Genomic DNA, 21,803 nt, shown 5'->3' on the forward strand with positions numbered 1-21,803 from the left:
GCCGATGCCATGAATGGCATCGGCTGCGGTGGTTACCAGGCGAGCCATGGATGGCGAGCGGGCGGATGCTCCAGGGACGGCTGCTGGCGACACCCTTACCAACTGCCTCGTGCCATGAATGGCATCGGCTGTGATTAACCGGCTCGTCATGCATGGCGAGCGCAAAACCGCTCCAGGGAAGCCGGAACTGCAGCAAATCCCACAGCGATGCCTTCCGCATCGCTGTGGTCAGCCGTCACTGCGGCATACCGGCAAGGCCTTCTCGCGGCTGCGACCAGGAGCGACTAGGCCAAAGGTCATGCTGCGCAGCAAACCGGCTGGTGCATCGCCACAAGCCATGCTAGTTTCGCTGCATGGCACAAGTCCGAGTCATCAAGAAGTACCCGAATCGCCGGCTCTACGACACCGAGATTTCTAGCTACATCACGCTGGAAGAAGTTCGCCAGCTGGTGGTCGATGGCGAGGAATTCGAAGTCCGTGACGCCAAGTCCGGCGAAGAGCTGACCCGCTCCGTTCTGCTGCAGATCATCGCCGAGCACGAGGAACGCGGCCAGCCCATGTTCACCACGCAGCTGCTGTCGCAGGTGATCCGTTTCTACGGAGATTCGCTGCAAGGCTTCATGGGCGGCTATCTGGAGCGCAGCCTGCAGGTATTTCTCGACCAGCAGCAGCAGTTCCGCAGCCAGCTCAACACCATGATGGGGCAGACACCCTGGTCCATGCTCAACGATCTGACCGAGCGCAACATGGACATGTGGAAGTCGCTGCAGCAAGGCTTCATCAATGCCGCCACCAGTACGCTGAAGACCCCACCCCCCGGTTCCGGCGGCGGTAGCGGGAGCAGCGGCGGCGGCAACAAAGACAAGACCTGATCGGCCCGGCGCCGCATTCCGCCCGCGCCGGTATCGTTTTTCGACGAATCCAGAACGCCGCATTGGTGCGGCGCACTAGCTGCGCAGGCGCAGCATTTTCGCCGGCAGCGCCGCCGGCGGCGAGAGCCGGAACCGATGCGTGCTCTCTTCAACTCAAGGGGAAAGCATGAGCCAGCGGGTAGCAATCGTCAGCGGCGGCATCGGCGGCCTGGGAACGGAAATCTGCCGCCACTTGGCCGGCTCCGGCCATGTCGTCATCGCCGCCGACCTGGCCACGCGCAGCGAGCGCCTGGCAGCCTTCCGCGCGGAAACGGCCGATCTGGCCGCACAGATCGAATTCGCCGCGCTGGATATCGCCGATTTCGATTCCTGTGCCGAGCTGATCCGTTCTACCGAACAGCGTCACGGCAGCGTCGACGTACTGGTCAATGCCGCCGGCATCACCCGCGACACGACCTTGCGCAAGATGAGCCAGGACCAGTGGCATAGCGTGCTGACGGTCAATCTCGACGGCGTGTTCAACCTCTGCCGCAACGCGATCGACGGCATGTGTGCGCGCGGCTACGGCCGCATCGTGAATATTTCCTCGGTCAACGGCCAGACCGGCCAGTTCGGCCAGACCAACTACGCCGCGGCCAAGGCCGGCATGCACGGCTTCACCATGTCGCTGGCCCGCGAAGTGGCGCGCAAGGGCGTCACCGTCAACAGCGTGTCGCCGGGCTACTGCGAAACCGCCATGGTGATGCAGATCGCCGCGGAGATCCGCGAGCAGATCGTTGCCGGCATTCCGGTCGGGCGCCTGGGCCGGCCGAGCGAGATCGCGCGCGTGGTCGACTTCCTCGCTGCCGCCGACTCGGGCTTCATCACCGGCGCGAACATCCCGGTCAACGGCGGCTATTTCATGGATTTCTGAAGCTGCTCAGGCCGGCGGCAACACCACGATGGTGAACCAGAAGTTTTCTATGGTCTTCACCACCTGGATGAACTGATCGAAATCCACCGGCTTGGTGATGAAGCAATTGGCGTGCAGGTCATAGCTGCGGGCCAGGTCTTCCTCGGCCCGCGAGGTGGTCAGCACCACCACGGGTATGCGCCGCAGCGAAGGATCGGTCTTGATCTCGGCCAATACCTCGCGGCCGTCGCGGCGCGGCAGGTTCAGATCGAGCAGGATCAGGTCGGGCCGCGGCGCCTGCGCGTACTCGCCGCGGCGGAACAGGAAATCCAGCGCACGCTCGCCGTCCTCGACCACGTGCAGGCGATTGCGCAGATGGCCTTCGCGCAATGCCTCGCGGGTCAGGCGCACGTCGCCTTCGTTGTCCTCCACCAGCAGTATCTCCACCGGACGCACGGCGTCGGCTTCCGCATTCATGTCGGCTTCTCCACAACGGGCAAGGTGAAATGGAACGTGGCGCCCTGGCCGGGCTGGGATTCGACCCAGATGCGGCCGCCGGCGCGCTCGACGATCTTCTTGCAGATGGCCAGGCCTATGCCGGTGCCGGAATACTGCTGGCGGCCGTGCAGGCGCTGGAAGATGACGAAGATGCGCTCGGCATATTGCGGGTCCAGGCCAATGCCGTTGTCTTTCACGCGGAAATGCCAGAACGCGTCCTCGCGCTGTGCATCGATGTCGATCTGCGGCGATGCGTCGGCACAGAACTTCAGCGCATTGCCGACCAGGTTCTGCAGCAGCTGGCTGAGCTGCGACGGGTCCATGTGCACCAGCGGCAGCGGGCCGGCCTGGATCTGCGCCGAGGTCTCGCGGATGCGCGCTGCCAGGTTGCGCAAAGCCACGGCCAGGCACTCGCCGGCATCGATGTCGCGCTCGGCATCGGCCCGCGTGACCACCCGCGAGTAAGCCAGCAGATCGTCGATCAGCCGCTGCATGCGCAGTGCGCCGTCTACCGCATAGCCGATGAAATCGTCGGCGTCCTGGTCCAGCCTGCCCTTGTAGCGCCGCGCCAGCAGCTGCACGTAGCTGGCAACCATGCGCAGCGGCTCCTGCAGATCGTGCGAGGCGACATAGGCAAATTGTTCCAGATCCATATTGGAACGGGCCAGCTCGCGCCGCTGCGTTTCCTGCACCTGTTCCGCTGCGCGCCGGCGGCTGATGTCGCGCACGATGGCGGTGAAATTGTCCTCGTCGCCGCTGCGCCAGTGGCCCAGGGAGATTTCCAGCGGAAATTCCGTGCCGTCGCGGCGCAAGCCGGCCAGCTCGACCGAGTGGCCGATGATGCGCGGCGCACCACCGGCAAGAAAACCGGCCATGCCCTGGCGATGCGCTTCGCGGTAGCGCTCGGGTATGAGCACGCTCAGCTCCTGCCCCAGCAACGCCGCCGCGTCATAGCCGAAGCAGCGCTCGGTCGCGGCATTGACGTAGCGGATACGGCCATCGCTGCCCGCCGCGACGATGGCGTCGTTGGCGGTATCGGTCAGTGCCTGCCAGGCCTGCTGGCTGCGGCGCAATTCCCCGGTCATGCGCTGGGCAGCGCGCTCGGCGCGCGCCCGCGTGCCGCTGAGCAGCCAGGCAATCGCGAACAGCAGCACGCTGCAGCTCAAGCCGCCCAGCAATACCCAGCGCGGCAAGGTCGAGGCATTGGCGCGGAAAAAGTCCGGCGTGGTCTGCGCGAAAACGGTCCAGCGCCTGCCAGCCACGGTAATGGCCTGGGAACCGGAATACATCGCAGCCTGCCGCGCGGTGCCGCCCGCGGCCGGCGCATCGGCGTAGAGCAGATGCAGTGCTTGTTCCTGTTCGCCGTCGTACAGACGAACGTGCAGGCCGTCGCGAAATTCGGCGCCGGTCGGCTGCATCCAGTCCTGCGCGCGAAAGGCGAAATAGGCCACGCCGAAGGTGCGGCTGGGCGGGTCTTCGTCGCGCTTGCCCTGGCGTAGCGGCACAAACACCAGAAAGCCGGACTGGACCGATCCGTTGCTGCCCAGCTCCAGGCGGCCACTGAGTACCGGCTCGTCCGTAGCCAGGGCGAGCAGCAGTGCGCTGCGGCGCAACGGCTCGCTAGCCAGATCGAAGCCGACCTGGCCCATGTTGCGCGCGCTGGGCGGTTCCGCAAACGTCACCGGAAAGGCGACATCGCCGGGTATCGGCCAGATGCGCAGATCCGGTCGTATCCGCGCTGCCAGCTGCGCCTCATAGGCAGTGCGATCCTCCGGCGCGACACGCTGGGCATAACCCATGGCATCGATGCCGGGATAGCGCGCCGATAGGTCCATGCGGTCCCAGTAGCGCCGCCATTCGTCCGCATCGACCTGCACGGAAGCGGCAAACAAACCCTGGGCGCCCCGCAACACGTCGACGTAGCCGAGCAGGCGCGACTGCACCGCCGCACCCAATTGCTGCAGCTGGTGCTCGAAGCGCGTGCGCTGTGCCGCGGCGGCGCTGTCGACACTGAGCCGCCAGGCCAGCGCGGTTGCGCCGAGCGCTATCGCCAGCACCAGGAAAGCCGGCAACAGCCCCTCCTGCGATGGCGCCGCGTCGTCGTCGCTGCCGACACCGCGGGTACGCAGCAGCAGCACGCTGATGCCGCACAGCACCAGGCCGATGCCGGTAGGCACCGACACACTGCTCACGGCGCCCCAGCCCAGGCCCGGCGCAATGCCGAGCAGGCGCCCGAACAGGCCGAAAATTCCCAGCGCGACCGCCGCGGCAGCGAGGGCGATCACAGCCAGTTCGGTCAGCATGCCGCCGCGCCGGCGCGTACCCAGGATCAGCGCCAGTGCCACCGCGGCCAGCCCGGCAGCGCTGTTGGCCGGCAAGTCCTGCAAATGGGCCAGCTGCCCGCTCCAGACTTCACGCCGGCCGTGCGCCGCAGCCAGCGCGCCAGCGATGCCCAACAGCAGCACCGGCAGGCTCAGTGCCAGGGTTGCCAGGCGGTGCCGGTAGCGTTGCGCCAGGATAGCCAGCGCCAGCAGGCCCAGCGCCAGCAGCGCCGGCCAGGTCGGCGCCCAGGCATCGGCACCGGCCAGATTCAGGCCGGCGCCGGCCAGCGCGCATGCCAGGGCGGCGAGCGCACCGGCCAGGACGCGGCGTTCGCGCCGGCTCATGCGTGCAACCGCCACATCAAGGCATTGTCCACCCTGCGCAAAATGGATTTATGCACAGGATCGCGGGGCGTAGTGCGCGCAGCGCCGCCTTCAGCCATGCCCGGGGCCTGGAGGCGGATTCAGCGTCTGCAGCCGCAGGCGCTCGCAGAACTGCGCCGGCGATTCGGGCCGTCCTATGAAGAACCCCTGCAGCCGGTTGCAGCCCAGCGCGCGCAGCACGATCTGGTGGCGTTCGCTCTCCACGCCCTCGGCGACTACGTCGATGCCCAGGATATGCGCCATCGCAATGATGGCGCGCACGATCACCGCGTCGCGGGGGTCGCTGATCGCCTCGGTGACGAAACTGCGGTCGATCTTGATCACGTCGACCGGAAACACCTTGAGATAGCTCAAGGAACTGAAACCGGTGCCGAAGTCGTCGATAGCCACGCTGATGCCCATGGCGCGCAAGGCGTTCAAGGCTTCGCGCGAATCGGCGCGCTGCATCATCGACTCTGTCAGTTCCAGCTCCAGCCGGTGCGGCGGCAGGCCGCTGGCTGCCAGCGCTTCGCGCACGTCGTCGAGCAAGGTACCCGAGGCCAGCTGGCGTGCCGACACATTGATCGCCACGCAGGGCGGCTGCGGCGACAGCGCAACCCACTCCATCGCCATCTGCATGGCCTGCTGCAGCACCCAGCGGCCGACCAGCAGAATCAGGTCGGACTGCTCGGCCAGCGGCAGGAACTGGTCCGGCCCCAGCCGGCCACGCCGCGGATGCTCCCAGCGCGTCAGCGCTTCGGCACTGACCACCTGGCCACGCACGTCGACTATGGGCTGGAATTCCAGCAGCAGTTCACCACGCACCAGTGCATGGCGCAGCTCGCGCTCCAGCTCCAGCCGCTCCTGCACTTCGTGGTTCAGCGCGGGCGAATAGAAATCGATGGTGCCGCCGCCACGCTGGCCGGCCTGGTACATCGCCGTCTCGGCGTACTTGAGCAGGGTGGCGGCTTCGTCGGTGTCGCCCGGTGCCAGGCTCAGGCCGATCTGGCTGCCCAGGTAGAACTCCTGCTCGCCCACGCGATAGGGCTGGCGCAGCGCGGCCAGCAGGCGCTCGGCCAGCTGCGCCGCCGCGCCCATGGCATCGCGGTCGGCCACGGCCATGGCGAACTCGCTGCTGCCGCTGCAGGCCAGCACGGTGCCTTCGGGCATCACGCGCTGCATGCGGCCGACGGCGGCCTTCAAGGCCAGGTCGCCGATGTCGTGGCCGAGACTCTGATTGACCGCGCCCAGCCCGGTCAGGGTCAGCACCAGTACCGCCACCTGGCTGCCCTGGCGCAGCAGCGAGGGCAGCAGCTGGCGCACGGTTTCGATGAAGCGGCGCCGGTTCGGCAAGCCGGTGACGCTGTCGTGGCTGGCAACGAACTCCAGATGCTCCTGCACCAGCTTGCGCTCGATCGCATAGCGCAGCGCCCGGGCAAGATGCTGTCCGTCGCCGCGGCCCTTGACCACATAGTCCTGCGCACCGAGCTGGATGGCGCGGATGGCGACGGTCTCGTCGTCGCGGCCGCTGAGCACCACCAGCGGCACGGCACCGGCCACCTGCAGCATCGCGCGCAAGGTCGGCAGGCCCTGCGAATCAGGCAGGCCAAGATCCAGCAGCACGGCGGCAAACCGCTGCAGTGCCAGCTGACGCAAGGCCTCGGCCAGGCTACCGGCGGTATGCAGGCTGTAGCGCGGCTCCACTTCGCGCAGCAGTTCGCCGACCAGGCGCGCGTCGCCGGGCTCGTCTTCCACCAGCAGCACCGGCACCGTATCGGCGCGGTTGCCGCTGCCTGCCGGCAAGGTGACGACGCTGAGCCAGAAATGGCCGATGCTCTGCATCACGCCGAGGAACTGGTCGATATCCAGCGGCTTGCGCACATAGCAGCAGGCATAGGCATCGTAGGCGCGGCGCACGTCAGCCTCGGCGCCGGACTGGGTCAGCACCACTACCGGAATGCGCGCCAGGCCAGGTTCTTCCTTGATGCGCTCCAGCAGCTCGCGACCGTCCAGGCCCGGCAAGTTCAGATCGAGCAGGATCAGGTCCGGCAGCGGCTGGTGCGCATACGCGCCTGTCTGCTGCAGCATGGCCAAGGCCTGCTCGCCGTCGCAGGCGACGGTAAGCCGGTTCAGCAGCTTGGCCTGCTTGAGCATTTCTGCCGTCAGGCGGACATCGCCGGGGTTGTCCTCGACGAGCAGGATTTCCAACGGCCGTCCGGTAATTTCCTGGCCCATCGTCGATCCTGTCGTCGCTCCCAGCCCGTCAAACCATACGCCAACGAAGGTACGCCGAATTAACAGCGATGTGTACTCGTAGCCATTGCACGGACTGGCCGCTTGTGCACTGCCAGCCGGCTTGCAATAGAGCCCTGCCCTCGCATTGCGCCGCAGAACTACCGGGAAAACCCGCAAATAGAAATCGGAAAAACCCCCACGCCGGCAGCAATAACGCAAGGGACGCAAAACTAATGTAAACAAGTGCCGATTTCGGCAAATGGTGTGCGTATGGCGCGGTAGATTCCGCAGGATTCGCTCCGGTATTGCGCCCCCTGCGGCGGCGCGGCCCCGACTATCGCCCCCTGCGGAGAAATTGCGTGAGTGCATCGCTGGCTGGCCGCAGCTCCGAGCGCCTGCTCGAGGTCATCCGTACCCAGACCGACATCGCCAAGCTCGGTCTGGACCTGGGCGGTGTGATGGCGCTGGTGGCCGAGCGCGCCCAGGCATTGACCCAGGCCGTAGGCGCCGTCGTCGAACTGGCCGAAGACAGCGACATGGTCTACCGCGCTGCGACCGGCGTGGCGGAATCCCACCTGGGCATGCGCCTGGCGCAAGGCAACAGTCTGTCCGGCCTGTGCATACGCGAAGGCCAGCCGCTGCAATGCCCGGACGCGGAAACCGATACGCGCGTCGACCGCGAAGCCTGCCGGCGCATCGGCCTGCGCTCGATGATCGTCGTGCCCTTGCGCCACCACGATGCTGTCGTCGGCGTGCTCAAGGTATTGTCGGAACGGCCCCAGGCCTTCGACGACGATGACCTGCACCTGCTCGGCCTGATGTCCGATCTGATCGCGGCCGCAATGTTCCATGCGGCCAAATACGGCACCAGCGAGCTGTTCTATCTGGCCACCCACGACGGCCTGACCGGGCTGGCCAATCGCTCCCTGTTCCTGGAACGGCTGCGCCAGTGCCTGGCCCAGGCGCAGCGCGAGGAAAAGCATTTCGGCCTGCTCAATCTCGACATGGACGGACTCAAGCCGATCAACGACGTCTACGGCCACCGTGCCGGCGACGCCGCCATCCGCGAGCTGGCCCAGCGCATCAAACAGGCTTCGCGCGAGTCCGATACGGTCGCGCGCCTCGGCGGCGACGAATTCGGCGTGATCCTGTCGCGCGTGTCTGATCGCGACGGTGCCCTAGCCCATGCCCAGCGCCTGGCCCAGCAGATCGTCAAACCGTTCGAATTCGAGCGCCAGGAAATTGCCCTGGATGCGAGCATCGGCGTCGCCGTATTCCCCAACGACGGCGCCGAGCTGGATACCTTGCTCGATCGCGCCGACCAGTCCATGTACCTGACCAAGCGCGCGAAGAAGCCGGCCGGCGCGCGCAGCGGGCGCGGCGAATAGACCGCGCCGAATCGCCGAGGCTGCGGTAAAACGCCGGGCCGGAGCGCTGCGGTGGCACGCTCAGAGATCCACGCGGCTCAGCACGAAGTCGCTGTCCGCCGGCGCGGCTAAAAACCGGTCGCGGCCACGGGCTCGCCACGCTTGATCGTCATGCGCAGGCGCGTGGTGTTGTGGATGTCAGCCAGCGGATCGGCGTCGAGCACGATCAGGTTCGCCAGCTTGCCGACCTCCACGCTGCCCTGGTCGTCCAGGCCAAGCGCTGCCGCACCGTCGCGGGTGGCGGCGACAATGGCCTGCTGCGGCGTGAAGCCGGCCAGCTCCACCAGCAGGGCGAGTTCCGCATGCGTATTCGGCAGGCCGCCCTCGTCGCGGGATTCGAACCAATCGGTGCCGGTGGTCACGCGCACGCCGGCGGCACGCGCCAGGCGCGTCGCCTGTGCCCCCCAGGCCAGGGCTGCGTCGGTCCAGGCGGTTTCCAGCCGGCCCGGCGCAAAATCCTTCATCGATTTATAAATATACAAGGTTGCATCAAGGAAAACGCCGCGTTCGGCCATGTCGCGATACAGCGCCAGCAAGCGCGGATGATCGGCTGGCACCTTGTCCCAGGGCGCTTTGGTGCGCTGGGAGTAATCGTCGGGCACCGTGTCCACTGCTTCCCAGATCAGATACGGCGCATGCGCCAGCGAGCCGACGCCGGCCTTGACCAGATCGCCGGGCCGCGCCGGAAACACGGTTGCGTGCGCCGTCGTCTGCATGCCCTGGGCGCGCGCTTCGCGCAGGATCGCGCGCACCTGCCTGGCATCGAGATCGGCATATACCTTGAGATTCTTCGCGCCGGTACCGCGCGCCTGCGCCACCGCCAGGCGCAGGTCGGTACCGGCGTCGATCTGCCGGCCCCAGGGCGCCTGGCCGGGTACGCGGCCCGGCGACATGGTGCTGGTCGGGTCGTTGCGGAACACATCCGGCCCGCCGAACAGCGCACTGTAGACCAGGTCCGGCCCCAGCCATTCGCGTACCGCAATCGCACGTTCCAGTTCGCCGAGCGAACGCGTGTCTCCGGCCAGGTCGCGCACGGCGGTCACGCCGCCGCGCAAGGCCGCGCGCAGGATGCGCTCGCCCTTGCGCGGGTCGGCGAAGTTGCTCACGTGCACATGCGTGTCGATGAGTCCGGGCATGACCCAGGTTCCGGCAAGGTCGATGCGCGTCCAGCGCGCACCGGCGGCGGGCCGGCTGCCCTGGCCGTCGATGGCGACGATGCGGCCATCGCGCACCAGCATCGACTGCACCGGCCGCGCCACCGCGCCGCTGCCGTCGATCAGCTGGAAACCGGTGAGTTCCAGCCATTCCTCGGCAAGTGCCGGCGCCGGCAACGCCGCCAGCAGCAGCACGAAACACGCCATCAGACCTTTCATCGATTCCTCTCGCCTCGCCTGTCCGGGCCGGTTCTAGCATGTGGCGCGGCAACGCGCAGCACGCGCTGCAGCATGTTGCGGAAATTGCTAACCTGGCCGCCAATTCCACATGTGAGCATCGCCATGCCGCACCGCCTCGCCCTGATCGCCTGCCTTGGCCTGTCGCTTGCCGCCTGCAGCGGCGTACGCGTCGCGTCCTGCAACCAGACACTGGTGCAGGACGTACTGTTCTTCGGCCTCTCCACCCCCAGCGGCGGGCAGATCAGCGCCGAGCAATGGCAAGGCTTTCTGCGTAGCGAAGTCACGCCGCGCTTCCCGGCCGGGCTCAGCGTGGTCGACGCTGCCGGCCAGTGGCGCGGCAACGACGGCGGCATCGTGCAGGAGAACTCCAAGGTGCTGACCCTGGCGCATGCGGACGACAAGCCCAGCGAAGCGGCAGTACAGGCCATCATGGACGCCTACAAGCAGCAGTTCGAACAGGAAGCTGTGATGCGCCTGAAACAGCGTGCCTGCGCCAGTTTCTGAAAGCGACCGATGCAGGGGGTTCGCGGCGAAATCCGTCCGGAATCTTTTACCACTTAAAAACCACGCCGCCAGGCACTACCGGCCTTGACGGCAGCGCCGGATTCCCAGGCAACAGCGCATCGGCATGCTGAAACGACGCCGCGCTTGACAGCGCCACGACCGGCCGTTAATTTCCATAACCAATAAGTTATGTAACGATCAGGTTATGCAATGAACAGCGCCCGTCTCGATGCCACTTTCGCCGCGCTCGCCGATCCGACCCGGCGCGCCATCCTCGCCCGCCTGGCCCTGGGCGAAGCCTCGGTCGGCGAACTGACCGAACCGTTTGCGATGAGCCAGCCGGCCATTTCCAAGCACCTCAAGGTGCTCGAACTGGCCGGCCTGATCAGCCGTGGCCGCGATGCCCAGCGCCGCCCCTGCCGCATCGAGGCCGCCCCGCTGGCCGACGCGAACGCCTGGCTGGAGGAGTACCGCCAGCTCTGGGAAACCCGCTTTGCCAACCTCGACGCCTTGCTGGAAGAACTGAAGGCCGCCGAGAAGAAACCTGTCCGCCGCAAATCCCGCCCATCCTGAAGGAGTACGCCATGCAAGGTTCCGGAACACTGACCCTGACCACCCCCGGCCCGCGCGAAGTGCGCATGACGCGCGTGTTCGATGCGCCGCGCCGGCTTGTCTTCGCTGCACTGAGCCAGGCCGAACTGCTCAAGCGCTGGTTCTCCGGCCCGCCGGGCTGGAACCTGGCCGTGTGCGAGATCGACGCGCGCCAGGGCGGCAAATACCGCTATGTCTGGCATGGCAGCAACGGCGAGGTAATGGGCATGGGCGGCACGATCGAGGAATTCGTCGCGCCCGAATTCATGGTCAGCAGCGAGAAATTCGACCAGCCCTGGTACGAGGGTTCGGCCACGTCCCGCATCGAGCTGAGCGAAACCGGCGGACGGACGACGCTGACCCTGACCGTGCAATACGATTCCGAGCAGATTCGCGACGCCGTGCTGAAATTCCCCATGGCCCAGGGCGTCGAAATGGGTTACGACAACCTGGCGGCCTGGATGGCCAGCGCCGAGGGCGAGGCCGCCCTGGCCCAGCTGGGCTGAACCCGCCCCGCCGGCGCGTCCGTGCGCGCCGGCTTTTTTCATTGATACCGGAGTTCACTCATGCATGAATCTCCTCTTCCACTTCGTATCCTGCGCAGCACAGGCGCCGTGTTCGCCGGCCTGCTCGCCACCGTGCTGCTGTCGGTTGCCACCGACGCGGCGCTGCAGGCCAGCGGCCTGTTTCCCCGCGAGGGCAGCCGCATGACTGCAGCCCTGTTTGCGCTCGCCCTCGCTTACCGCATCGTCTACGGCGCTGTCGGCGGCTATGTCGCCGCCTGGCTGGCGCCGCGGCGGCCGCTGCTGCACGGCCTGGTGCTGGGCAGCATCGGTCTTTTGCTCAGCCTGCTCGGCCTAGTCGCCACCTGGGGTAAGGAAAGCGAATACGGGCCGATGTGGTATCCGCTGCTGCTGGTGCTGATCGCGGTGCCCAGCACCTGGCTGGGCGCACGCCTGCGCAGCGCGCTGGCGACACAGGTGCAGCCGTGAAGCGCGCCGCCTCCAGCGAAGCAGCACTCCGGCGCAAACGGCCGGCAGCGACGGCCGCCGTGCCCGCGCTCGCGACACGCTGCGCCGAGGCCGTCGCCGCGCTGAAAAGCCACGCCGATCCGGCCGCACGCGACGGCATGCGGCGCTACGCCATTCCCAACGACAAGGCGTTCGGCGTGTCCATGCGCGACGTGCAAGCCGTCGCCAAGACGCTGGGCCGCGACCACGCCCTGGCCGAGGCGCTATGGCAGACCGACTTGTACGACGCGCGCATGCTGGCCTGCTATATCGACGATCCGGCTGCCGTGACGCCGGCGCAGATGGATCGCTGGATGGCCAGCGTCGACAACTGGGCGCATTGCGATACCCCCTGCTTCGTGCTGTTCGACCGCACGCCGCATGCCTGGAAAAAAGTGCAGCAATGGGCCGGAAAACGCGAGGAATTCGTCAAGCGCGGTGCCTTCGCCCTGCTCGCCAGCCTGACCGTGCACGACAAGCAGGCACCCGACGAAAACTACCTGCACGGCCTGGACTTGATCGAACAGGCCGCCGGCGACGAACGCAATTTCGTCAAGAAGGCGGTGAACTGGGCCTTGCGCTCCATTGGCAAGCGCAATTCGAAATTGCATGCCGCGGCGGTCGCGGTCGCGCAGCGGCTGGCCGCATTGCCGGAAGCAACGCCGCGCTGGATCGGCAAGGACGCGCTGCGCGAATTGAACAGCGCGGCGGTGAAATCGCGGCTGGCGGCCAAGTCGCGCAAAGCCATCTAATGCGCCGTCGCACATCCACGATAGCGCCGCCGTGACGAAGCCTGCACGACGGGCGCCGCCAGCGCCGCGCCGGCACCCACTACGCGGATGCGACGAGGGTACGCAATTCGCGCTCGATCGCGAACACGTGCGCATCCTCGCTGCCCAGCTCGCGCAGGGCTTCAGCCAGTTTGAACAGATACTCGCTGTTGGCGCCGCTGGGCCCGGCCGAGGCGGCGATATGCCGCGCAATCTCGCCTTCGCTCGCGGCGCCGAGAAAGGCTTCGTTGCCGGGGTTGGCCACATACACCACGCCGTCGACGCGGCTACCGTCGTCGAAACAGAATTCCACCACCTCGCGCACGTAGCCGTTCTTCTCGCGATGATCCAGGTGGGCGAATACGTCAGGCGTGATGCGGTAAGCCATGCCGCGGCACACCGCCTCGGCCTGCGCCACCAGGGTCACGACACGGCCCGGCGCCTGCGGCGTGCCGCGGTGATCGTGCGAGCCCTGCCAGAACCGCCGCACCCAGCCGTGGATCTGGGCCGGCTGCCGCTGCAGATAGGGAAAATCCACTTTGTAGATCAGCGAGCCGTAGCCGAAAAGCCACAGCGGCACAGGCACCGCTTCGCTCATGGCGTGAACAGCATCGGCAGAACCTGCGGTGCGAGCGCGCGGTAGATGGTGTCGTGGCGCAGATCCGGGCGCGGTTCGTACTGCCAGTGCAGGCCGGCCGGCGCATGCGCTCCTAGCAGTTCCGCCAGGCGCGCTGCCGCAGGCGCGATGTTTTCTTCGTCGGCCGAGGCGAAATACCAGCGCGCCTGCCAGTCCGTACCGGTCTTCAGCCGCGCCGCGGCCTCGCCCAGCAGTGCTTCGCCGTTCCACCACAGGCTGGGGCTCAGCGCGATGCAGGTGCCGAACAGCTTCGGTTCCAGCACGCAGGTCTCGATCACGAACAGGCCCGCCAGCGACTCGCCGATGATCGCCGTCTCGCCGTTGCTGCGATAGCGCGCATTCACCTCGCGCATCAGTTCGTCGCGGATAAAGCCGCGAAACGCCGCAGAGCCGCCAACTACCGGCGCAATCGTGCGGTCGGACGCGACCCCGGTAGGCCCGGTGGTGTCGCGGCGGCGCTGGGTATTCTCGATACCGACCACGATCAACGCGCGCAGGCGGCCGGCGCGAATGGCCGCATCGACGGTGTTGGCCACCTGCGGAAAATCTTCCTTCAGGCCACCGTCGGGCATGTACAGCACGGGATAGCGCTGCGCCGTATCCGCGGCATAGCCCGGCGGCGTGTAGACAGCGATACGGCGCTTTTCCTGCAGTACGGCCGAGTCGATCTCGAACAGCTCGTGCGGCGGCAACGGATCGGCCGCCAGCGCTGCGGCAGCGCCCGGCTGCATGCCTGAAGGCGGACGCTGGCCCTGCTCCACCCAGGCGACAAGACTGTCCAGCGCCGCCACGATCTGCTCCACGCTGAAAGCGAGATGGCCTTCGCCCGGCGTGTACTGTTGCACAAAGTCATTTTCCCGACCGGCGCGGCGCACGGCCATGGCATAGCTGTTCGTGGCAGCGGCACTGACCAGTGGATCGTGCACGGTCTGCAAAGCCAGCAGCGGCTTGGCCAACTTGCCTGTAGGCGTGTAGTTGCGACGCAGGAATTCGAACGCCCTGGCCTCGGCCGCATAGCGGCGCACGCCGGTGTTGAGGCCGGCATCGTCGTGCGTGCCTTGGTAGAGATAATGCGCATTGCCGACCGGATTGCCGCCGGATAGTTGCTGGATGCGGCGCAACATGTCGCGATTGATCGCGATCTGCTCGGCCACCTGCTCCGGCGCCACGCCGACCAGCAGGCTGAGATTGCGCAGCGCATCGGGTTTTTCCTTCAGTGCCGTCGCCAGCGTTGCCACCACGGCGGCGTCCAGGCGCTGTTGCGGCGGCACCGGTTGCAGCGGTCCCAGCGTGTTGGGCAGGTAGTAGTCGAACGCCGCGAGATTGGCGAATGCCTGCTCAAACAGGGCGTCGCCGCCGCCCAGCGTACCGCTGAGCGAAAGTCCGCCGTCATACGGCGAATCCGCCTGTTCCAGTGCATGCGCGACCGCCAGACCGCCCATGGACTGGCCAACGGCATAGGTGCGCGCGGGCTTGCCCAGCGTCGCGACAAAATGGCGCCGCACCCATTCGGTATCGCGATACGCGTCTTCGATATTCCAGTCGGCGCGGGCATGACCCGACTGCACCAGGGCATAGCCGCGCTGCAGCATCAGCACGCGGCCGCCAGCGGTATACGGCTGCTGGTCGAATTTGACCGGCTCGGGTGAATTGCCGCGGAAAGAGACGATCAGCTTGCCGTTCCATTGCGCCGGTATGTCGATACGCCAGGCTGCGCCGGCATGTTCGCCGGTGAGGATACGCGGCGACGCATCGGCGGCGGCAGTACCGCCGATGCCCAAGCCCAGGCCCAGCGCAAGAAGCAAACCCGCAACCGCACTCCGACCGCCAAACCGCATCTGTCGTACTCCCAGCCGTCCGGCGCAAAGGTTACCTGCCCTGCCCCGCCTCCGTAGGGCGGGATTAGCGAACGCGAATTGTGCCGCAAGGCATGACGGCAAGCCTCCGTCACGTACGGAGGACGGCGCAATACGTTTCGCCAGATGCCCCACTTCCCGTAGGGTGCGATGAGCGAACGCGAATTGCGCCGCGAGGTATCACGGCAAGCCTCCGTCGCGTACCGGGGCGGCGCAATTCGCTGTGCTTATCGCGCCCTACGGGGACGTGGCAGGACGCAGAGCGGCGCTTTATTCCTTTTCGAGATTGATCATCCACGGCACACCGAACTGGTCGGTGCAGGTGCCAAAACGCGCAGCCCAGAAGGTCTTCTCCAACGGCATGCCCACACTTCCGCCCGCCGACAGCGCCGCGAAGACGCGTTCGGCGTCGGCCAGCGAGGCCGGATGCAGCGACAGCGAAATGCCCTTCAGCGGTTCGTAGGGGCAGTACTGGCTGACCGCATCGGAACCCATCAGGTCCTGGCCGTCGATGGTCATGCAGGCATGGATCGTTTTGTCGGCCATTTCCGGCCCACAGCCGCCGCCTTCGGGTGCGTCGCCGAACTTCATGATGGCGTTGATCTTGCCGTCCAGATGCTCGGCGTAATAGTGGAAGGCTTCGGCGCAGTTGCCGTTGAAGGTCAGGTAGGCATTCATTTTCATGCGGAGATTCCTTGTTCGGTCAGGGTCGCGGGAATGCCGGATCGACGCCGCGGGAGCGCACCGGCGCAAGCAGAAACCAGCATGCCCGACGGCAGGCGCGGGACAAAAGCCGGCTCTGACCAAAGCGTCGAAGCAGCAACGCCGGATTCGACACGCGCGCGAAAAACTATTTCGCGCTGCTGCCGCTACCGCTTCAGCCCGCCTTGGTCCGGTACTTTTCCGCCACGTACGTCTCAACGAGTGCGACGAAGTCCTGGGCGATCGAATCACCGCGCAAGGTCCGGCTCTTGACGCCGTCGATGAATACCGGTGCCGACGGTGCCTCGCCGCTGCCAGGCAGGGAAATGCCGATGTTCGCGTGCTTGGATTCGCCCGGCCCGTTCACCACGCAGCCCATCACGGCCAGAGTCAGGTTCTCCACGCCGTCGTACTGGATGCGCCATTCGGGCATGCGCGCGCGCACATGGTCCTGCACGGTCTTGGCCAGTTCCTGGAAGAACGTCGAGGTGGTGCGGCCACAGCCCGGACAGGCGGTGACCATGGGCGTGAACGCGCGCAGCCCCATGGTCTGCAGCAGCTCCTGCGCGACGATCACTTCGCGCGTGCGCGACTCGTCCGGTTCCGGCGTGAGCGAAATGCGGATGGTGTCGCCGATGCCTTCCTGCAGCAGCACCGCCAGGGCGGCGGCGCTGGCGACGATCCCCTTGGAACCGATGCCGGCCTCGGTCAGGCCCAGGTGCAGCGCATAGTCGCTGCGCTGGGCCAGGTCGCGATAGACCGCGATCAGCTCCTGCACGCCGGAAACCTTGCAGGACAAAATGATGTGCTCGCGCGCCAGGCCAAGTTCCTCGGCGCGCGCGGCCGAATCCAGTGCCGAGCGGATCAGCGCCTCGCGCATCACCCGCGGTGCATCCCAGGGCTGCGCGCGTTCGTGGTTCTCGTCCATCATGCGCGCCAGCAGTTCCTGGTCGAGCGAGCCCCAGTTGGCGCCGATGCGCACCGGCTTGCCGTGGCGGATGGCCAGCTCGACGATTGTGGAAAACTGCAGGTCTTTCTTTTTACCGAAACCCACATTGCCCGGGTTGATGCGGTACTTGGCCAACGCGGTCGCCGCCGCCGGCTCCTGGGTCAACAGGGTATGGCCGTTGTAGTGGAAGTCGCCGATCAGCGGCACTCCTATGCCCATCATGTCCAGGCGTTCGCGGATACGCGGCACTGCCGCGGCGGCTTCGGCGCTGTTCACGGTCAGGCGCACCAGCTCGGAACCGGCCCGCCACAGCTCGGCCACCTGCTTGGTGGTGCCGGCCACGTCGGCCGTGTCGGTATTGGTCATCGACTGCACCACGATGGGTGCGCTGCCGCCGACGCGGACGCCGGCAACATCCACGCCGATGCTGGCGCGGCGGAGCGCGGCACTGGCCACGCGAATTTCGGTCTGGGAGGTCATTACCTGGGCTATGCGAACGAATCGCCGCGACGTTGCTGGGCGGCGCGAATTGTAGCCGGCCCGATGGCCAGGCAGGTTGCGCCGGCTCTGCCGGATCGCAAGCTGGGGGCTGCGGCACGCTGCCGCAACCGCCTAGCCCGTGGTGCCGTCGGCGCGCTGGTCCAGTTCCTCGTCCTCGTTCACGGCCTGCGACTCTTCCAGCTCGACCGCGGTCGGGGCTCGCCCGATCAGCACGCGCTGGTAGGAATTGCTCGCATCGACCACGGTGACATCGCCCAGGCGCGCCACGCTGGCACGGGCCTCCCAGTCCAGCGGATCTGCCGGCCGGGTCAGTTCCAGCTCGTGTGCATGGCGGTCGAACAGATGCGGTGCCAGTACCGTCATGGCATGGCCGTTGTCCTGGTCCATCAGCAGCACGCCGCGCATGGCTGCACGCACCTGGCTGCCTGGATCGAAGCTGGCCACGCCGACCGGCTGGGCACGCCGCGCCAGCAGTTCGATACCGGCGTCGACCGAGTCCGCATCGTCGATGCGGATCCAGCGGATCACGCCGACCATCCAGTCCTGCGTCTCGTCATCGTCATCGGCCGCAGACGGTGCCAGGCCGACCAGCTCGCCGACCTTGGCCCGGGCCAGGTCGGCCTGGTCCCAGACCAGGCGGTAACCGCCCAGGCTTTGATCGAGCACCCGCGCGCTCTGCACGGCCGGCCGCACTTCGCTGCTCTGGCTGGCCCAGCCGGCAATGCTGTCCCGCTCGGACAGGCTGATGGCCTGGCCGCGCACGCGGCGCAGGAAGGTATCGAAATCTTCGCCACCGGCCAGCATATGGTGCAGTGCGTGCAGGCCGATCACGCTGTCGAGCTGATGCCCGGCCGGCAAGCGGGCATGGCCGCGTTCGGCACTGCCGCCCCAACTGCGCATCAGCCGCTCGACCACCAAACGGCGTGCCTGCACAGCCGGCCCGCCCTTGAGGCGGAAGCTGAGCAGGTCGGCGCCGCTGGGCAGCAGGCGGACATGGCCTTCGACGGTGTCCTGCACCGGGTGCGGATCGAACGACAGCAGCCCCTCCGCCGCCGCCTGGCGTTCTTCCGGCACATAGCCTACGCCCTGATCGACGTCGGTCAGCACGGCAAAGCCGGCGCTGGCGCCGCGGCCCTGGCTGATACGGCAGAACGGCGCCAGCGCGCGGGTGAGCGCAAACACGTCGCCCATCTCGCGCTGGGTGTAGCGATACGGATTGCTCAGCGCCAGCAGCAGCGCATGGGCGTAGGCGTGGCGCGCCGACAGTTCCGCCCCGCCCAGGGTCGGATCGACCACGGCCTTGTCGTCCAGGCGCAAGGCCAGCGTGGCGAGGAAAATGTCGTGCAGACGCAGCCATACGCCCGGCGGCGGCGTGTGGTAGAGCGAATAGGCCTTGGCCAGCAGGCTGCCGCCGTGCTGGAGCGCACGCACGGCCGCCGTGGCAACCGCCTTGCTCTTGAGAAAGGGCACCTTGCCCGCCGGGGCACAGAAGTCGTACAGCGACTGGGTATAGCCCAGGGCGATCTCGCGCTCGAAATCCTGCGCCATGCGCGCCTGCTGCAGCTTGGCCGGCGGCAGCGGGAAACTTTCCAGCAGGATCTGCCGGTCGACGCCACCGACCACCTGCAGCATCGGCCCGCGCAACAGCTCCAGCGCGTCCAGCCGTTGCTGCGCATCGATGCGCATGCGGTTCATCACCATCAGCGCATCGAGCAATTGCCGCGCCGTCGCCGCCGGGTTGGCCAGTGGCAGGTGATTCAGCCAATTGCGTACTGCCTTGGCATCAGTGGCGAAGTCGTCGCGCAGCGGCGGATGCCGTTCAGGCCAGCCACGGGCCAGCCGGTTCAACCAGTCATTCATCGAGGTTGCCCCTGTGGCTTCCTTCGGATAGTCATCAGTCTAGACTGCAAAGCTGAGATTTCTCATTACGTTAACGTATGGTCGCGGCACTGCTCAGCGGCGCAATGCCGCCAGCACCAACCGCTGCAGACCGCGTTCGCGCCAGCTGGCGGGACGATCCAGGCCCAGTCGCTGCAGCGCCTCGACCTCGTGCGCCCGCGGAGACCTGCTGCGCAGTGCGCGCCAGAGCAGGCCCAGCTGTCCACGCCGGCTGCCGCTTTCGCGCTTGAGCCACCGCAGGGCGCCGGCCAAGCCTAGTTCTACCGGCGTGAAATCCGTGCCGAACGGGAATGCATCAAACAGGCCACGCCGGGCAAACGGCGCCAGCGCCGCGGCCAGCTGTTGCGGCGTATTGCGCCGCCAGGCCGCCGGCACGACGAAATCCTTCGCCAGCTTGCCGGCACGGGTGGCCTCGCCGACCAGGCCGTCGATAAAGCGCGCGTCGCTGATGGCCAGCATCGCCTTGACGCAGTCTTCGTCGGACTTGCCGCGCAGGTCGGCCACGCCGTATTCCGTGACAAAAACGTCGCGCAGGTGCCGCGGAATCGTCGTATGGCCATAGCTCCAGCGAATGCTGGAGCGCGCCTCGGCGCCGCAGCCGCGGCTGGCGCGCAGCAGCAGGGCCGAACGGCCGTCGCGCAGGGCGTGAGCCATCGCGACAAAGTTGTACTGGCCGCCAACGCCGCTGACCACGCGGCCGTCTTCCAGTGCGTCCGATACGGCCGCACCCAGCGCCGTGGCCATCATGCAGGTGTTGAAGAAGCGGCCCTGGCGCCGCTGCAGCGCGTCCAGCGTTTCGCGCCCGCCGTACAGCTGGTTGATGTCGGACACGCGGGTCATGGACAGGCCGTCGAAATCCTCGCCCTGCAGCGCGTGCAGCCAGCGGTAGAACGCTTTGGAGCCCAGGAAGAACGCGCCGCGCAGATAACGTCCGTCGCGCAGGCGGCGGCTGCTCATGACACGGTCCAGCGCGGCCCGTGCCGGCAGCTCGCGCAGGTCCGCCGGCAGCCGCTCGCCGGAAGGCAGCACGACCTCCTCGCCGTCCAGGCGGCAGTCCCCGGGCAGCAGGCCGCAGCGCATCAGCCGCGCCAGTTCCGGCAGGCCGACCAGGCTGGGCAAGGCGCCGGCCGCGTACAGTCGCTCCACGTCGCCAGCCTGCAGGGTTTCGCCGATCAGACCGGCGGCCAGCGCCTGCTCCAGCGCGAAATCGTCGAACACGCGGCGCTTCAGCACGCCGCCGCGGGCCAGATGCATGAAGCCGTCCATCACCATTTCGCTGGCGCCGTACAGGCCGCGTTCGAACCGATCCAGCCCGCCGATATCGGCTGCCAGCGCACTCGTGCCGCCCAGCGCCGTCAGCGCCTCGCGGTAAGCGGCATTGTCGTTCTGGCGCAGCAGCAAGGCGTGGACGATGGCGTCGGACAGAGCGCCAATGCCGATCTGCAAGGTGCCGCCGTCGCGCACCAGACTGCTCGCGTGCAGGCCCAGGGCAAATTCGGCCGGGCTGACCGGTTCGCGCGGCAGGGCGAACAGCTCGTGATCGCAGGCCGCGTCGTCCAGCAGCAGGTCGAAGAAATCCGCGCCGATCTCCGCCTCGTTGGCGATGAACGGCATGCGCGGGTGGATCACGCCGACCAGCAGCGGCCGCGGCTGGCCGCGCGCGGCCATTTCGTCGAGCAGATCCTGGGTCACGTCCGGGTTGCTGGCCAGGCTCAGGCGCTCGCGCCCGTCCTCGCTGCGCCGCGCCAGCAGCTGCACCACGACATTGATGCCGGCTGTCGCCAGGTCGCGCGCCACATGGGTGTAATTGAGACTGGTGTATTCGCGCTGGGCCAGGCTGTTGTTCAGCAGCGCGCCCGACTGCATATAGAACTCGCTGACCCGCACATTCGGCGCCAGCCTGCCGTCGCGCAGGGCGACGGCGTAGTCGAGGTCGGGATAGTCGGCGCCGAACTGGCGCTGCAGGAACGGCAGCAGGAAGCGTTTTTCCAGCTCTGACTTTGCCACTGGCCGCAGCAGCGACAAGGCCGTGAACAGATGCAGCGTGCGGCCCGGATCGGCCGCGACAGCCTGATACAGCCCATTCAGCAATACATTCGGCTTGCCCAGCCCCAGCGGCGCCGCCATGCGTATCGCCGCTCCGGCATGGGCGAGGATGCTCGCCACCGTCTCTGCCACTGCCGTCTGCCGCTGCACTTGCTGACTCATCGCGCCTCCGTTCGCCCGCCAGGGCCGGCACGCAGCCAGGCCCGGATCCGCCCGGAGTATGCGGCCGCCCTTGCCCCCTGTCATGGGCGCAATGGCAGGGCGGCCGGTGTCAGGAATCGCCACGACAATGCGTTACAGTCCGTGCACGCATACGCCAACCGTGCGCGGGACTCC

The 21,803-nt window shown here is 67.1% G+C and carries 18 protein-coding genes; 8 read left to right on the forward strand and 10 right to left on the reverse strand.

Features of this window, described 5'->3' with window-relative positions; translation table 11 throughout:
* Nucleotides 1-353 precede the first annotated feature (353 nt).
* Together phaR and phbB are read left to right on the forward strand one after the other, a co-directional pair.
* Nucleotides 354-872, forward strand: coding sequence for a polyhydroxyalkanoate synthesis repressor PhaR (phaR, locus tag DFR29_RS18775; protein WP_133820167.1), 519 nt, complete (start codon nucleotides 354-356; stop codon nucleotides 870-872).
* Between the two features lie 166 nt (nucleotides 873-1,038).
* Complete coding sequence (phbB, locus tag DFR29_RS18780) at nucleotides 1,039-1,785, forward strand: acetoacetyl-CoA reductase (RefSeq protein WP_133820168.1); 747 nt, start codon at nucleotides 1,039-1,041, stop codon at nucleotides 1,783-1,785.
* A gap of 6 nt (nucleotides 1,786-1,791) precedes the next feature.
* Here phbB and DFR29_RS18785 read toward each other — a convergent pair whose 3' ends face one another.
* From DFR29_RS18785 to DFR29_RS18795, 3 genes are all read right to left on the reverse strand, one after another.
* Nucleotides 1,792-2,241: a response regulator gene (locus DFR29_RS18785; RefSeq protein WP_133820169.1), complete on the reverse strand. Its 450-nt coding sequence runs from the start codon at nucleotides 2,239-2,241 to the stop codon at nucleotides 1,792-1,794.
* Complete coding sequence (locus DFR29_RS18790) at nucleotides 2,238-4,928, reverse strand: CHASE domain-containing protein (RefSeq protein ID WP_133820170.1); 2,691 nt, start codon at nucleotides 4,926-4,928, stop codon at nucleotides 2,238-2,240. The genes DFR29_RS18785 and DFR29_RS18790 overlap by 4 nt, the downstream gene beginning before the upstream one ends.
* A gap of 90 nt (nucleotides 4,929-5,018) precedes the next feature.
* Nucleotides 5,019-7,181, reverse strand: a complete 2,163-nt coding sequence (locus DFR29_RS18795) for a putative bifunctional diguanylate cyclase/phosphodiesterase (RefSeq protein ID WP_166654197.1) — start codon at nucleotides 7,179-7,181, stop codon at nucleotides 5,019-5,021.
* A 359-nt stretch (nucleotides 7,182-7,540) separates the two neighbouring features.
* Here DFR29_RS18795 and DFR29_RS18800 point away from each other — a divergent pair, with 359 nt between their 5' ends.
* Nucleotides 7,541-8,569 carry a sensor domain-containing diguanylate cyclase gene (locus DFR29_RS18800; RefSeq protein WP_133820172.1) on the forward strand — a complete coding sequence of 343 codons (1,029 nt, stop codon included), beginning with the start codon at nucleotides 7,541-7,543 and terminating at the stop codon, nucleotides 8,567-8,569.
* Nucleotides 8,570-8,676: 107 nt separating this feature from the next.
* Here the strand turns inward: DFR29_RS18800 and DFR29_RS18805 are convergent, their stop codons facing one another.
* Nucleotides 8,677-9,981 carry an amidohydrolase family protein gene (locus DFR29_RS18805; RefSeq protein WP_133820173.1) on the reverse strand — a complete coding sequence of 435 codons (1,305 nt, stop codon included), beginning with the start codon at nucleotides 9,979-9,981 and terminating at the stop codon, nucleotides 8,677-8,679.
* 123 nt (nucleotides 9,982-10,104) lie between these two features.
* Between DFR29_RS18805 and DFR29_RS29290 the strand changes: the two genes are divergently transcribed.
* From DFR29_RS29290 to DFR29_RS18830, 5 genes are all read left to right on the forward strand, one after another.
* Complete coding sequence (locus DFR29_RS29290) at nucleotides 10,105-10,506, forward strand: DUF3574 domain-containing protein (RefSeq protein WP_166654198.1); 402 nt, start codon at nucleotides 10,105-10,107, stop codon at nucleotides 10,504-10,506.
* Nucleotides 10,507-10,716: 210 nt separating this feature from the next.
* Complete coding sequence (locus DFR29_RS18815; protein WP_133820175.1) at nucleotides 10,717-11,079, forward strand: ArsR/SmtB family transcription factor; 363 nt, start codon at nucleotides 10,717-10,719, stop codon at nucleotides 11,077-11,079.
* 11 nt (nucleotides 11,080-11,090) lie between these two features.
* On the forward strand, nucleotides 11,091-11,603 hold the full coding sequence (locus DFR29_RS18820; RefSeq protein ID WP_133820176.1) for an SRPBCC domain-containing protein: 513 nt from the start codon (nucleotides 11,091-11,093) through the stop codon (nucleotides 11,601-11,603).
* A gap of 60 nt (nucleotides 11,604-11,663) precedes the next feature.
* Entirely contained in the window at nucleotides 11,664-12,089 is a 426-nt protein-coding gene (locus DFR29_RS18825) for a hypothetical protein (RefSeq protein ID WP_208113649.1), read from the forward strand.
* Complete coding sequence (locus tag DFR29_RS18830) at nucleotides 12,086-12,859, forward strand: DNA alkylation repair protein (protein WP_208113650.1); 774 nt, start codon at nucleotides 12,086-12,088, stop codon at nucleotides 12,857-12,859. Before DFR29_RS18825 ends, DFR29_RS18830 begins: the two co-directional genes overlap by 4 nt.
* A 79-nt stretch (nucleotides 12,860-12,938) precedes the next feature.
* Here DFR29_RS18830 and DFR29_RS18835 read toward each other — a convergent pair whose 3' ends face one another.
* The 6 genes from DFR29_RS18835 to DFR29_RS18860 all read right to left on the reverse strand — a co-directional run bounded on the left by DFR29_RS18835 (nucleotide 12,939) and on the right by DFR29_RS18860 (nucleotide 21,629).
* Complete coding sequence (locus tag DFR29_RS18835; RefSeq protein WP_133820177.1) at nucleotides 12,939-13,475, reverse strand: gamma-glutamylcyclotransferase; 537 nt, start codon at nucleotides 13,473-13,475, stop codon at nucleotides 12,939-12,941.
* Nucleotides 13,472-15,319, reverse strand: coding sequence for a DUF6351 family protein (locus tag DFR29_RS30140; RefSeq protein ID WP_243746108.1), 1,848 nt, complete (start codon nucleotides 15,317-15,319; stop codon nucleotides 13,472-13,474). The genes DFR29_RS18835 and DFR29_RS30140 overlap by 4 nt, the downstream gene beginning before the upstream one ends.
* Before the next feature lie 321 nt (nucleotides 15,320-15,640).
* Complete coding sequence (locus DFR29_RS18845; protein ID WP_133820179.1) at nucleotides 15,641-16,054, reverse strand: VOC family protein; 414 nt, start codon at nucleotides 16,052-16,054, stop codon at nucleotides 15,641-15,643.
* 193 nt (nucleotides 16,055-16,247) lie between these two features.
* Nucleotides 16,248-17,501 (reverse strand): flavodoxin-dependent (E)-4-hydroxy-3-methylbut-2-enyl-diphosphate synthase, encoded by a 1,254-nt coding sequence (gene ispG, locus DFR29_RS18850; RefSeq protein WP_133820180.1) that lies wholly within the window; start codon nucleotides 17,499-17,501, stop codon nucleotides 16,248-16,250.
* A 132-nt stretch (nucleotides 17,502-17,633) separates the two neighbouring features.
* A complete protein-coding gene (locus DFR29_RS18855) occupies nucleotides 17,634-19,382 on the reverse strand; it encodes a hypothetical protein (RefSeq protein ID WP_133820181.1) in 1,749 nt (582 codons plus the stop codon).
* A gap of 93 nt (nucleotides 19,383-19,475) precedes the next feature.
* On the reverse strand, nucleotides 19,476-21,629 hold the full coding sequence (locus DFR29_RS18860; protein WP_133820182.1) for an acetyl-CoA hydrolase/transferase C-terminal domain-containing protein: 2,154 nt from the start codon (nucleotides 21,627-21,629) through the stop codon (nucleotides 19,476-19,478).
* Between the last annotated feature and the right edge of the window lie 174 nt (nucleotides 21,630-21,803).

The sequence above is a fragment of the Tahibacter aquaticus genome (genome assembly GCF_004363655.1).
In the GTDB taxonomy this organism is placed as follows: domain Bacteria; phylum Pseudomonadota; class Gammaproteobacteria; order Xanthomonadales; family Rhodanobacteraceae; genus Tahibacter; species Tahibacter aquaticus.